This is a genomic window from Pseudoalteromonas aliena (assembly GCF_038155085.1).
Classification (GTDB): domain Bacteria; phylum Pseudomonadota; class Gammaproteobacteria; order Enterobacterales; family Alteromonadaceae; genus Pseudoalteromonas; species Pseudoalteromonas aliena_A.
Window position 1 is genome coordinate 45,728 of the sequence record NZ_JBAKAU010000008.1, and the last position, 13,252, is coordinate 58,979.

Annotated in this window: 11 protein-coding genes and 1 tRNA gene; 1 reads left to right on the forward strand and 11 read right to left on the reverse strand. The window is 38.4% G+C overall.

Going from position 1 to position 13,252, the window contains the following annotated elements:
• Positions 1-6: 6 nt before the first annotated feature.
• The 9 genes from V6260_RS09650 to rlmE form a co-directional block, all read right to left on the reverse strand.
• Positions 7-1,335 (reverse strand): hypothetical protein, encoded by a 1,329-nt coding sequence (locus V6260_RS09650; protein WP_341593868.1) that lies wholly within the window; start codon positions 1,333-1,335, stop codon positions 7-9.
• A 766-nt stretch (positions 1,336-2,101) separates the two neighbouring features.
• On the reverse strand, positions 2,102-3,727 hold the full coding sequence (locus tag V6260_RS09655) for a methyl-accepting chemotaxis protein (protein ID WP_341593869.1): 1,626 nt from the start codon (positions 3,725-3,727) through the stop codon (positions 2,102-2,104).
• Positions 3,728-3,937: 210 nt separating this feature from the next.
• Positions 3,938-4,022 (reverse strand) — tRNA-Leu (locus tag V6260_RS09660).
• Between the two features lie 81 nt (positions 4,023-4,103).
• Positions 4,104-4,457, reverse strand: a complete 354-nt coding sequence (gene secG, locus V6260_RS09665; RefSeq protein ID WP_341593870.1) for a preprotein translocase subunit SecG — start codon at positions 4,455-4,457, stop codon at positions 4,104-4,106.
• Between the two features lies 1 nt (position 4,458).
• Positions 4,459-5,208: a triose-phosphate isomerase gene (gene tpiA / locus V6260_RS09670; protein WP_341593871.1), complete on the reverse strand. Its 750-nt coding sequence runs from the start codon at positions 5,206-5,208 to the stop codon at positions 4,459-4,461.
• A 71-nt stretch (positions 5,209-5,279) separates the two neighbouring features.
• Positions 5,280-6,629, reverse strand: coding sequence for a phosphoglucosamine mutase (gene glmM, locus V6260_RS09675; RefSeq protein ID WP_341593872.1), 1,350 nt, complete (start codon positions 6,627-6,629; stop codon positions 5,280-5,282).
• Positions 6,626-7,474: a dihydropteroate synthase gene (folP, locus tag V6260_RS09680; RefSeq protein ID WP_341593873.1), complete on the reverse strand. Its 849-nt coding sequence runs from the start codon at positions 7,472-7,474 to the stop codon at positions 6,626-6,628. The genes glmM and folP overlap by 4 nt, the downstream gene beginning before the upstream one ends.
• Positions 7,475-7,553: 79 nt before the next feature.
• Entirely contained in the window at positions 7,554-9,497 is a 1,944-nt protein-coding gene (gene ftsH, locus V6260_RS09685; RefSeq protein ID WP_341593874.1) for an ATP-dependent zinc metalloprotease FtsH, read from the reverse strand.
• 66 nt (positions 9,498-9,563) lie between these two features.
• On the reverse strand, positions 9,564-10,193 hold the full coding sequence (gene rlmE / locus V6260_RS09690) for a 23S rRNA (uridine(2552)-2'-O)-methyltransferase RlmE (RefSeq protein ID WP_341593875.1): 630 nt from the start codon (positions 10,191-10,193) through the stop codon (positions 9,564-9,566).
• A gap of 88 nt (positions 10,194-10,281) precedes the next feature.
• Here rlmE and yhbY point away from each other — a divergent pair, with 88 nt between their 5' ends.
• The gene (gene yhbY / locus V6260_RS09695) at positions 10,282-10,578 is read left to right on the forward strand and encodes a ribosome assembly RNA-binding protein YhbY (protein ID WP_058548438.1); all 297 of its coding nucleotides are present in this window, start codon (positions 10,282-10,284) and stop codon (positions 10,576-10,578) included.
• 66 nt (positions 10,579-10,644) lie between these two features.
• Here yhbY and V6260_RS09700 read toward each other — a convergent pair whose 3' ends face one another.
• Positions 10,645-11,253: a transglycosylase SLT domain-containing protein gene (locus V6260_RS09700; RefSeq protein WP_341593876.1), complete on the reverse strand. Its 609-nt coding sequence runs from the start codon at positions 11,251-11,253 to the stop codon at positions 10,645-10,647.
• Between the two features lie 146 nt (positions 11,254-11,399).
• Positions 11,400-12,977 carry a glutamate--cysteine ligase gene (gshA, locus tag V6260_RS09705; protein ID WP_341593877.1) on the reverse strand — a complete coding sequence of 526 codons (1,578 nt, stop codon included), beginning with the start codon at positions 12,975-12,977 and terminating at the stop codon, positions 11,400-11,402.
• Between the last annotated feature and the right edge of the window lie 275 nt (positions 12,978-13,252).

Genomic DNA, 13,252 nt, shown 5'->3' on the forward strand with positions numbered 1-13,252 from the left:
ATCCCTTTAAAAAATAATATCTAACGATACTGTTGATACAATGATGTTTTCACCAGTAGCTGAAAGCACTTCACTAGTACGGTTAATAAAACCTGAACCACCAGTCGCAAGATCATCGTTATTTAAAGGACGAAAGCTGTCAACCTGCATTTTTAAAGCCATTTTTTTGTAAAAATCCCAACGAAGTCCAGCTGTAATTGTATTTGAACGTGAACTTGAATTTCTTACAACATACTGTTCAAGTGGCTCACTGCCTAAACCAACAACTTGAGCATCAAGGCTAGCTTTTAAATCTGCATCAACATCCAGTGCGAAGTTTTCAGTTAAAGACTTAGCGTATGAGTAACCAATGTACGGAGTAAGTGAATCAAATCTATAACCAATCATACCATAAGCAGCTATACCATTAGATAAAGAAGAGCGTGCTTCTCTATGCGCCCACTCAAATTGACCAAAGTAGCTACCATTATCGTATACAACAGCAAGGCTTGTAAGATTAAAAGGTCTACGTTTACGTTGGATAATATTAAATACATCATCAGCATTTGGTACAAAATCAGAACAAGCACCTACAGCACAATTATCATTTTGAGGATCTATAGAAAGACCTAATTGATAGTCTGTGCTAACCAACATTCTCATATCACCTGGAACGTAATCACCTTCAGCGCTAATCGTAGAATGTTGAGCATTCATGTAACCAGCTCTAAAAGTCCACGAATCGTACTGTACTGTACCAACTAGACCAGCCATATGGTGAAATTTAATATAGCTTTTACCAGGGAAGTATAGTTTATCAAATTTCCCCACATAAGCTTGTATCTGGTACGACACATCACCGTCACCAATAAAGTTGCTATATATAGCATCAACACCGTCAATATTATTGATTGTAGCTTGGCTATATAAATCTATTACAGGTCTTACCCAAACGTTAGAGTAATTAACGTTACGTGTATCTGAGCCTAAAAATACTGGTGATACAAATCGTCCAGCTCTTAAACGAAGATTTGGGTTATATTTGTAGCTGATATAAGCCCAATCCAATGATGGCTGGTAATTATTCTTATAATTACGGCGTGATAATAGTTGCACTACCCCAGATAATTTATCTGATATTTGGTATTGACCCTGTATGCCTAGTACTGTGTCATTGTCAAAGCTCCAATGATCATCAGCGCCACTAGGTAAAGTATTGTTCTGAATAAATTCAATGTCTTGTTTATTTGTTTTTACTGCACTTAAGGTGGCAAAGCCAGATATCTTAAAGTCATCTGATGCTTGAGCAGAGCAGGTTAATAATATTAAAGTTAAAAAGATATAGATGTATTTCATGTTGACCCTTGATTTGAGTAGTCTGTATTTAGCAAATTTCTTTGTCACCAAACAAAAACAATCCTTTTGTTTGATTTAATACCACCATTATAATTCATTAGTTCTTTTTTTAAAAGAAATATTGAACTTATACTGTTCTGCCTGGTCTTAGCTTTTCAAATTTCCAGCTGTGTATGAAAAACATACTAATGAATGGTCTCCAATAATTATTTGTGAATAAATACTGAATATATTGATAACACTTCTGTTAGATATGGGGTAAGAGTGATTACTGCCTTGTAACCATTAAAATCAGATGGCCAATCATTATCGAATTTGCATGGAGCTTTAAAACACTCTCTCACACTCAAATCAACAGCTTAAAAACTCAATTGATTTCCTGGAACTTATCATCAATGAATGGCTTCGATTTTTATGGCATAGAGTTTAAAGTGATAGATTCATAAGCTAATTAGGCGTGCGTCATTCAAGGCTAAAGGAGCTTTTTCCTGTAAAATAATGTGAATTTTGTCGCGTACGGGAATCAGCTGTTCAAAATGAAAGCGGCATGCTAAATAAACCATATAAAGTTATGGGTCTATAAATATGAATGGTGTTGATAAATCATTAAACCTAAAAGCACTCCTACAGTGCAATCTTAACCTTAAGTACTGACCGAAATACTGAATAGCTGAAATTAAAAAATACTTTTTTAAAAATAAATGTGCCGCTCACATTAAATGAACGGCACTAACAATTGAAATTACTTTTCTATTTTAGGTAGGAGCTATTCTATTCTGAATTTAGCTGTAGCATCGAGCAAGTTATCAGACAGGTAATGTAAGTTTTTGGCAACATCACGTACAGCGAGTAAAGAAGTCATGGTATCCTCAAATGATAGATGCATATTTGAAACGTTATCCACAACCATTGCAGCAACAGATGTTTGCTCTTCTGTCGCTGCTGCTATCTGTGTATTCATACCATTAATTTCTAACATTTGCTCTGCTATTTTTTCAATTGAAATTCCCGTTTTCTCAGCCGCTGTTGCATTGTCAGTTGCCATATCTCGAGCTGAGGTCATAGCCGTTACAGACTCATTTGCAGCTGTAGTCAGTGCACCTAATAGTTCACGTATTTCATTAGTTGAGTGTGCAGTACGAGAAGCAAGCTCACGAACTTCATCAGCTACAACAGCAAAACCACGACCATGCTCACCAGCACGAGCAGCTTCAATTGCAGCATTGAGGGCGAGTAAATTAGTTTGATCCGCAATAGACGTAATCACATTTAAAATTTGAGATACATTTTTTGTGTCATCAGCAAGTTTATTTATAGTTGAAGCGGCCTGGTTTATTTCGTCACTAAGTGTACGAGAAGCTGTCACAGACATTTGTACCTGTGTACGGCTTTGTTCTACTTCTTTTTCAGCTGTTTCGGCCGCATGCGATGCATTGGCTGCAGATTGAGATATATCACCTACGCTCTGTTTCATCTCTTCCATTGATTGTTTAACAATTTCGGCATCGCTCGTTTGTTTTGTAGTAGCACGCTCCGCTTGTTCCATACCTTGAACTAGTCGTGTTGAGTTTTCCATTAAAGGCTCACACACAGCTATAACTTCAAGAACCGTTTCTCTAAGTAAAGAAATAAACGCATTAAAGTTAATAGAAACTTGGCCGATTTCGTCCTCTGAATTAACTGATAGTTGTGTGCTGAGAGAGCCGTTACCGCTTGCTAATAAACTTAGGTTGTTAGCTGCATCACTAGCAGATGAACCTATATTTTTAGCAATCCATATAGCCATGAGTAGTAGTAACATTAATGAAATGATGGATACAACTAACATTAAGGTTAATGCCTCATCAGAACGCGCTTTGGTATTTGCAACCAGCTCAAAAAAACGATTATCAGCTTTTTGTTGGGCACCTTTAAAACTTTCTAAAACAGAACTATATAAACTTGTTTTAAGCTGTGCTTGCTGCTGAATTTTACTAAAATCAGCAGTCCCATTAACCATACCTGTAGCAATGCTTGAGGAGATTTTTTCATAATCTGATAATTCATTAATAACATCGTTATTAATGTAGGAGTTATTAAGCTGGGTCATTAAGGCAACATTAGACTCAATAGTACTATAAACATCATTCGCCTTAGTAATAATATCTTGCTCCCCGAAAGTAACTGCTTGAGTATAAAGCTCGTCTAATTTCTCTAGAAGCACTACATTCTCTGAAGTTATTTTTACTATTTCATATGATGAACTCCCCATTTCATCAAGGGAGACCTTATTATCATTCATTGCTAAATAGTTTATCAATACAATCACTACGAAAGCCACTACTGCGATACATGTAATAGCATGTATTTTCTTAGTGATACTTAAATTTTGAAAAGAGAAGCCTGAACCCATGCTTTACTACCTTATTTTGTTGTCTATATTCTTATCGGCTTAATATTCATAAGTGTGAGCTAAATTTGTAATATTTCTAGTTTTTTCTCTATTTTTTTTCTAAAAAATAGAATTTTCACCTAAAACAGACTATAGACGAACAAAAAACACTCACGAAATATTTTAAATACAAAAAAAAACCAGTAACATTATTGTTACTGGTTTTAAATTTGGTGCGGATGGGGGGACTTGAACCCCCACGCCCGAAAGCACCACCCCCTCAAGGTGGCGTGTCTACCAATTCCACCACATCCGCATTTTTAATTTTTTAACCAAATGTTAAACAGTATGATTTACCTGAGGAGTGTAAATCGTTTAACAATAGTATTACGCTAAATTAGTTCGGAACGTCAGAGCTTTGCTCTTTCGTAGATGTTACCGGAACATCTTCTTCAACAGGTACTACAGTTTCTACTGCAGGAGTTGCTTCTAGGTTTTCCCACTCATCAGTCTTTTTAATTTGACCTGCAGTTAAGTTACCTAGCACAATGCTTAAAACAAAAAATACTGTTGCTAAGCTTGTGGTTGTTTTTGTCATAAAGTTACCAGCACCTGATGAACCAAAAACCGTTCCTGATGCACCAGCACCAAACGAAGAACCCATATCTGCGCCTTTACCTTGTTGAATTAAAACCATTCCAACTAGAGCTAAAGCCACAACTAAATAAACTACTAATAAAATTTCGTACATCTTATACAGTCCCTTTTGCACTGTTACAGATTGCAGTAAAAGATTCTGCTTTTAGACTTGCGCCGCCAATTAAGCCGCCATCTATATCTGTTTGCGCAAATAATAATTCGCTATTTTTTTCATTAACGCTACCACCATATAAGATGGAAAGCCCTTGTGCTAAAGTGCTATCAAGTGCAGCAATTTTATCACGGATAAATTTATGAACAGTTTGTGCCTGCTCTGGCGATGCAGTCTTACCTGTGCCTATGGCCCAAACGGGCTCGTATGCTATCACAGAATCTTTCAGTGCTGCTACACCTAATTTTTCAATTACTGCATCAATTTGTGCAGCAACTACTTGTTTGGTTTGACCGCTTTCTTGCTCACTTTCACTTTCGCCAACACATAAAATTGGTGTTAACCCAACATCTTGTGCTCTAGCAAACTTTTCAGCGACAGTTTCATTACTTTCGTTATAAATACTGCGGCGTTCAGAGTGACCAACGAGTACGTAAGTTACACCTAAATCTTTTAAAAGCAGCCCATCTACTTCACCAGTAAACGCACCGGGTGTATTTTCAGAAACAGTTTGAGCCCCTGTAGGAACACCACTAGCTATCATTGCTGGTACAAGTGGGAATGGAGGAAATAAAACAATGTCCATTTCTTGTGATTTCACATTGTTAATAGCGTCAGACATTTGTTTAACTAGCTCTAACGAACCATTCATTTTCCAGTTGCCTGCGACCATCGCTTTGCGTACTGCCATTTTCCACTCCACATTAGAAAGCGGGCGAAATATTAACTTTTCTCGCCCAAAGTTACAAGAGGTTATTGTTATCAATCAGTCTGTTTGCTCATAGATTCTACAATAGCTGCAATTTTTTGTGCGCTGTCTATTACAATTTTTTCTTGCTCGGCTTCTACCATAACACGAACTACAGGTTCAGTACCTGACTTACGAAGTAAAACTCGACCTTTGTCGCCTAAAGCAAGCTCAACTTCTGCTACAGCTGAAAGTACCTCTGGCGCTTTTGTCGGATCAGTTCCAGTGATATAACGCACATTGATCATTTTCATTGGATATTTAGTAAAACCGGCACCCAAATCTTGTAATGTACGGTTTTGTGCAACCATAGCAGCAAGTACTTGCAAACTTGATATAATGCCATCACCCGTGCTAATTAAATCTAAATTTAATACATGGCCTGAACTCTCACCACCAATTTTCCAGCCTTTTTGCTGTAGTAATTCCATTACATAGCGATCACCCACTTTACTACGAGCAAACTCGATACCTTTTGCTTTTAAAGCATTTTCAAGACCCATGTTAGACATTACAGTGCCGACCACACCTCCACCCAACATATCATCTTCGGCAGCCTGGCAAGCAATAATATAAACTAAATCGTCACCATCGAATACACGACCATTATGATCAACCATCATTACCCGATCGCCATCACCATCGTATGCAATACCTACGTCAGCTTTATACTCAAGCACTTTACGTTTTAAAGTATCAACATGAGTAGCACCACATTCCTGATTAATATTAACCCCATTAGGCTCACATGCATGTGTTATAACTTCTGCGCCAAGTTCCCGCATTACAGAAGGAGCTATATGGTATGTAGCCCCATTTGCGCAATCAACAACAATTTTAAGACCTTCTAAAGACAACCCTTGAGGAAACTGGCTCTTACAAAACTCTATATAACGACCGTCTGCACTAACTAAACGCGACGCTTTTCCTAATTTATCAGACGCTACACACGTCATCTGTTCATCAAGCATAGCTTCAATTTGAAGCTCTACTTCATCGTCAAGCTTTAAACCCTGGCCATTGAAAAACTTAATACCGTTATCGTAATAAGGGTTATGTGAGGCACTAATTACTATGCCTGCCTCAGCACGAAATGTTTGCGCTAAATACGCAACGGCAGGTGTCGGCATTGGACCCAGTAATACAACATCAATACCAGCGGCAATTAAACCAGCCTCAAGTGCAGTTTCAAGCATGTAGCCCGAAATACGCGTATCTTTACCTATAATTACTTTTTTAGTACCACTTTGCGATAATACTCGACCTGCAGCCCAACCTAATTTCATTGCAAATTCAGGATTTATAGGAGCTGTGCCTACTAAACCGCGTACGCCATCAGTACCAAAATACTTTCTTTCTTTCATTGTATAATTCCTTTATCGCATGCTTGATATACACCTAGTACATCTGCGGTTTCTTTTACATCGTGTACACGAATAATTTTTGCGCCATTTTGCGCTGCTATTAAAGCACCAGCTAAACTACCTGCTAGGCGTTCATTCGTGTCTCTATTTAATAAATTACCTATCATCGACTTACGTGATAAACCAGCGAGCAAGGGTAAGCCAAATATATTAAAGTCATTAAACTGGGCCAATATTTGATAATTATGGCTCAATGTTTTTCCAAATCCGAATCCTGGGTCAAGAATAAGCTGCTCTCGCTTAATCCCGGCTGTTTCACATGCGTTAATACGCTGAGTAAAAAAAGTGTTTATCTCTGAAAATAAATCATTGTAATAAGGGGCTGATTGCATACTACGAGGTTGCCCTTGCATGTGCATCAAACAAATAGCCACATCGCTGTGTTTTGCTGCAACCTCTAATGCGCCCTCTTCTTGAAGTGCTCTAACATCATTTATAATGTCGGCCCCGGCTAATAAAGCTTGCTCCATTACTTTTGCCTTACTTGTATCTATAGAAATAATACAGTCACTGTGCTCACGAATGGCTTTAATTGCGGGAATGACGCGCGCAAGCTCATCCTCAAGGGATACATCTGGGGCACCAGGACGGGTAGATTCACCGCCAATATCAATTATTAGTGCACCATCATTTAACAATTGCATAGCTTGATTAAGCGCTGTAACGGGGTCTATAAACTGCCCACCATCAGAAAAAGAATCTGGCGTTACATTTAATATTCCCATAATCACTGGGGTTTCTAGGCTGAGCTCACGGCCCCTTGGAAGCTTTAATACGGTAGTCATCGCCAACCTTTTATTTTTATTTCTAAATAGTTGATACAAAAAAGCCCCGAAGTACGGGGCTTTTAAACTATTTTAACGATTATTCAGCTTTATCATCAAGGTTTGTTTCATCTTTTTTTGATGAATCATCTGGTTTTTGAGTTTCTTCAATAACCGGCTCTTGAGGTGCTTGGGCTTTTTCAGGCTTAGCTTCATGGCGGTCATGCGCATCGCGAGGTTCACGAACTGGCTGACGAGCCATTAAATCATCAATTTGTTTAGCATCGATTGTTTCATATTTCATCAGTGCGTCTTTCATCGAGTGAAGAATATCAATATTTTCTTTTAATATATCTTCTGCTCGTTGATAGTTGCGATCTGAGAACAAACGAACTTCAGCATCAATTACTTTAGCCGTATCATCAGACATGTTCGATGCACGACTACCGCCGCCACCCATATACATTTCGTTTTGATCTTCAGCGTAGAGTAACGGTCCAAGCTTTTCACTTAAACCCCAATGTGTAACCATTTTACGTGCAATATCAGTTGCGCGCTCAATATCGTTACTTGCACCGGTTGTTACTTTGTCAGCACCATATATAAGCGCTTCAGCAATACGGCCACCATAAAGGCTTGATATCATAGACTCTAACAGCTCTTTAGAGTGGCTAACACGGTCTTGCTCTGGCAAGTACATTGTTACACCTAGCGCACGACCACGTGGAATGATAGATACCTTATACACAGGGTCATGCTCTGGCACCATACGACCAACAATTGCGTGGCCTGCTTCGTGGTAAGCCGTCATTTCTTTTTCTTGCTCGCTCATCACCATGGTTTTGCGCTCTGCACCCATCATGATTTTATCTTTAGCTGCATCAAATTCAGCCATACTTACAACACGTTTATTACCACGTGCAGCGTAAAGTGCAGCCTCGTTTACTAAGTTTGCTAAATCAGCACCTGAAAAGCCTGGTGTACCGCGTGCAATAACAGCCGCTTCTACGTTGTCGCCTAATGGGACTTTACGCATGTGGACTTTAAGTATTTGTTCACGGCCGCGAATATCTGGTAATCCTACTTCTACTTGGCGGTCAAAACGACCTGGACGAAGCAATGCAGGGTCTAGTACGTCTGGGCGGTTAGTCGCCGCAATAACAATTATGCCTTCGTTACCACCAAAACCATCCATCTCTACTAGCATTTGATTTAATGTTTGTTCACGCTCGTCATTACCGCCACCCATGCCTGCGCCACGTTTGCGACCAACAGCATCAATTTCATCTATAAAGATAATACAAGGCGCTGCTTTTTTAGCTTGTTCGAACATATCACGAACACGTGATGCACCCACACCTACAAACATCTCAACAAAGTCAGAGCCTGAAATTGTGAAAAATGGTACTTTTGCTTCACCTGCCACCGCTTTCGCTAGCAATGTTTTACCTGTACCAGGAGGACCAACCATTAGTACGCCTTTAGGAATACTACCACCAAGCTTTTGAAACTTAGAAGGGTCGCGTAAAAAATCTACCAATTCAGTAACATCTTCTTTCGCTTCATCACAACCGGCTACATCTGCAAAAGTTGTTTTAATTTGATCTTCGCTCATTAAGCGAGCTTTGCTTTTACCAAATGACATAGCGCCTTTACCGCCGCCGCCTTGCATCTGACGCATGAAGAATATCCATACACCTATAAGCAGTATCATCGGGAACCAAGAAATAAATATGCTCGCTAAGAATGATTGTTCCTCAGGTTGTACACCCTTCACATTTACATCATTTTTAAGTAAGTCATTAATTAAATCTTCATCGTACATTGGCATCGTTGTTTGAAAACGTTCACCACTGCTTTTAGTACCAGTAATATTTCCTGTACCACGGTCAATAATAACTTCTTGTAAAGAGCCACTGCGGACATCTTTAACAAATTGAGTGTAACTTGTTTGACGATCAACTTGCTCGCCACCATTAAAGCTCTGAAAGACTGACATCAGCACAACTGCAATCACCAGCCATAGTATTAAATTTTTCGCCATATCGCTCAAGGGGTTAACCTCTTGTATCCAATTAATTTAAATTCAACTAAACGCCAAGCAACTGTACTACAGTTTGTATCCAGTCGCTACTATATAAACTTCCCGAGAACGGGCACGTGAGGCATCAGGTTTGCGTATTTTCACTGCTTTAAAACTATTACGTACATCCTGCAAGTATTGATCAAAGCCTTCTCCTTGGAAAACTTTAACAATAAATGCGCCATTTTTCTTTAAAACTTGATTACACATATCTAGCGCGAGTTCCACTAAATACATGCTACCAGCTTGATCTACCGAGTTATTGCCACTCATATTTGGTGCCATGTCAGAGAGTACCACATCAACATTTTTACCATCAATGCGTTTTAACAATGCATTTAGTACTGCCTCTTCACGAAAGTCGCCTTGTAAAAAGTCAACGCCCGCCAGTGAGTCCATAGGTAATATATCACACGCAACAACTTGGCCTTTGTCACCCACTTTTTCAGCCAAATATTGAGACCAACTACCAGGAGCGGCCCCTAAGTCGACCACGGCCATACCCGGGCGAAGTAACTTATCTCTATTTTGTACTTCATCTAATTTAAAAACCGCTCTTGAACGCCAGCCTTTTTTTTGCGCTTCTTGAACATATTTATCATCAAAATGTTCTTTCAGCCAACGCTGTGAACTGGCTGACTGTTTTTTATTTGTCATAAATTAACACGCAACTAATTAGTAATATTCTTTAGATGGCGTTAGAATACCCTTAATTCAAGCCATATTCAGCAAAATTTGTATAAACATGACATTATCAAACAAACAAAAGCAGTTTTTAAAAGGTCAGGCACATAGCCTTAAGCCTGTAGTTTTACTAGGTTCTAACGGTTTAACCGAAGGCGTAGTAGTCGAAATTCAAAGTGCATTAGAAATTCACGAATTAATTAAAGTGAAAGTACCCACTGACGATCGAGAAACTAAAGCATTAATTTTTGATGCTATTATTCGTGAAACCGGCGCGACTAAACTACAAACAATTGGTCACACTATTGTGCTTTACCGCCAAAGTGTTGAGAAAAAAATTCAACTACCTCGTAATTAGTTTATAGAGTGTATGGGTAAACATTTTAAAGAATTACCTTAAAATGTTTACCCGCTATTCATATAACTAAAAAAACAATCGTTGAAACCATCCTTTATCAAGCTCATCTTCACAGCGCCTTAATTGGATACTATATCGGCTTGCACGGTACTTAACTTTATTAGCAACACTCATTAGCCATTTTTTCTTTTTGTATGTGCCATTTTTGTACCCACCCCACCCCTCATGATAATTAAGGTATTGCGCGTAAGCATCCCATTTTGAAATACCATTAACTTTATGAGTTTTATAAACAAACCACGCCATAAAGTCGATTGCATCATCAAAGTCGTCTCTATCAGCACCATTGTTACCTGTTTCACGAATATAATCTGACCATGTTGGTGTTTTAGCCTGTGAGTAACCATAAGCATCACTTGCGCGACCGGTTGGAATTATCCATAAGAAGTACTCCATAGGTGGAGCGGCATCATGCTTAAAGGAACTTTCCTGGTACATCATACTCATGAGTACATGCTTAGGTGAACCCCATTTTTCTTGCGCGTCTTTTGCGTCAAAATACCAATCAGGCTTTTCTTCGAAGATTTTACATAAATCATTAGGTTGTTTTGGAGGCGCTGTAGCACAACCGGCTAAAGTAATGGCAAGAGATAAAATAATTGCATTTTTTTTCATTTTTCTAAGATCTCACAGAACTTTTCTAAAAAGTGTGGGTCTGACTCAATGAATGCAGCAGTACAGCATTAGTTCATCCCTGAATATATATTTACGCAGCCTACTTAGGCTGCGTTTTTTTGCTTAAATTTTGCTAGGTATTAAGATTATTTACCACCAAAATACGCATCTAAAAAGGCGGTAAATGACTGGGTATCTGCTTGCTCAATTGCAGTTTGTGCTTCGTTAGACTCTACAACTTGTTGTTCCAGCCAAGGTTTTAAAAACTCACTATAATCTGCTTCAGTATGGCTTTGCTTATACTTATTAGCCAATGCTAAAGCAAAATGCCCATTATCCAGACCAGACTCTTTTAATTGTGAAACGTATCGTCCAGAATAAGTTTGCTCTGGATTATGAACCCATGTTGCCATGCGCTTTATAGTACCGGAGTAATAATTAACATCATAAGCATTATCCATCCATTTAGCGACATCAGTGAGCTGGGTAAATATTTCATCGCCCCACGACTGAAGACTACGTTTTGTGTTATTAAAGTTAAGCATTAGCCCTTCTTCTCGGCCTTGATTTACTACTGTATCGAGGTTTTCAGTACTCCGAGCTTGTTCTTTGCAATCCATTGGAGCTGAATCTTTTAATAAACAATATGTTAAAAACACATCTAAAAAGTGAATTTGTTCTATATCTATACCGACTTCGCTAAACGGATTAACATCTAATGCACGAATCTCTACGTATTCAATACCTGCTCGAAGCAATGCATCCGTTGGCGTTTCGCCACTTTTAGCATTGCGCTTAGGGCGGATCGGCGAGTAAAATTCGTTTTCAATCTGCAGAATATTTTTATTTAATTGTTTAGGGTTTTCACTCTTATAGTCATCAAGATCACCATAAATCTCTGATGGTGTGTTGATTGCTTTTTTAAGGCCTGCTACATATTCATCTAACGAGTTATACATTACGCGTAGTGACGACTGAGCGCTATTTGTATAACCTAAATTGCCTAAACGCAGTGCCGTACCAACTTCTAAGTAAAGCGTACCTTTACCTAGTTTTTTAAATGGTAAATCGGTTTTTCGACCTTGTAAAAATGAGTTACATAATGCTGGCGATGCACCAAACATGTAACTTATTAGCCATAGTTCACGTTTAAAATTACGAATAAGCGCCAAATAACCTTCTGAAATAAAATCTTGAAGGTTTGCATTGCTTTGTTGTAACGAATGAAGTGACTGCCAAAGCGTATCTGGAAATGAAATATTAAAGTGAACACCCGCAATTGCTTGCATCATACTTCCGTAACGATTTTTTAATCCTTCACGGTATAGTGTTTTCATTTGACCAGTATTTGAACTACCAAATTGAGCTAAAACAATATCATCTTGGTGTTCAATAAAGCATGGCATACTTATAGGCCAAAGCAGTTCATCGTCCATCTTTTCTAAAGTGAACTTTTGAAGGTCTTTTAATTGCTTAAGAGTTTGCGTTGACGACTCACTAACTGGAGTAATGAATTCAAGTAAAGACTCAGAAAAATCAGTTGTAATATGACCATTAGTTAACGCACTGCCCACCCCTTTTGGATGGCCTTTAGGCGATATAGCACCATTCTCTTGTATTCTTAGCGACTCTCGCTCTATGCCACGTTTAATGCCTTTAACTGCATGTTGGTGCTCATTTACTGATAACGCTTCAAGTGCGTTAGCTAAATCATGTGTTGTCAAAAAATCTTTCCTCGGGCCACGTGGCTTAATCATAAGGTTATGGGGGCTAATTACTTAGACTCAAGATTAAATTACTAGGAACAATATAAATTTTCGAAAATTAATAACTATTTATCTATTTTTACATCAGCTTGGGCTAAATTACACTATTAAATTGAGCCTATGCTTCTACGTAGTCATTAAACGTTATTATAATTTCTCAGCCATATATTTAAGCCCAACTACTATATAATAAACATGAATAATAGACCGTAACTTTCCTAAAATAATCTCAA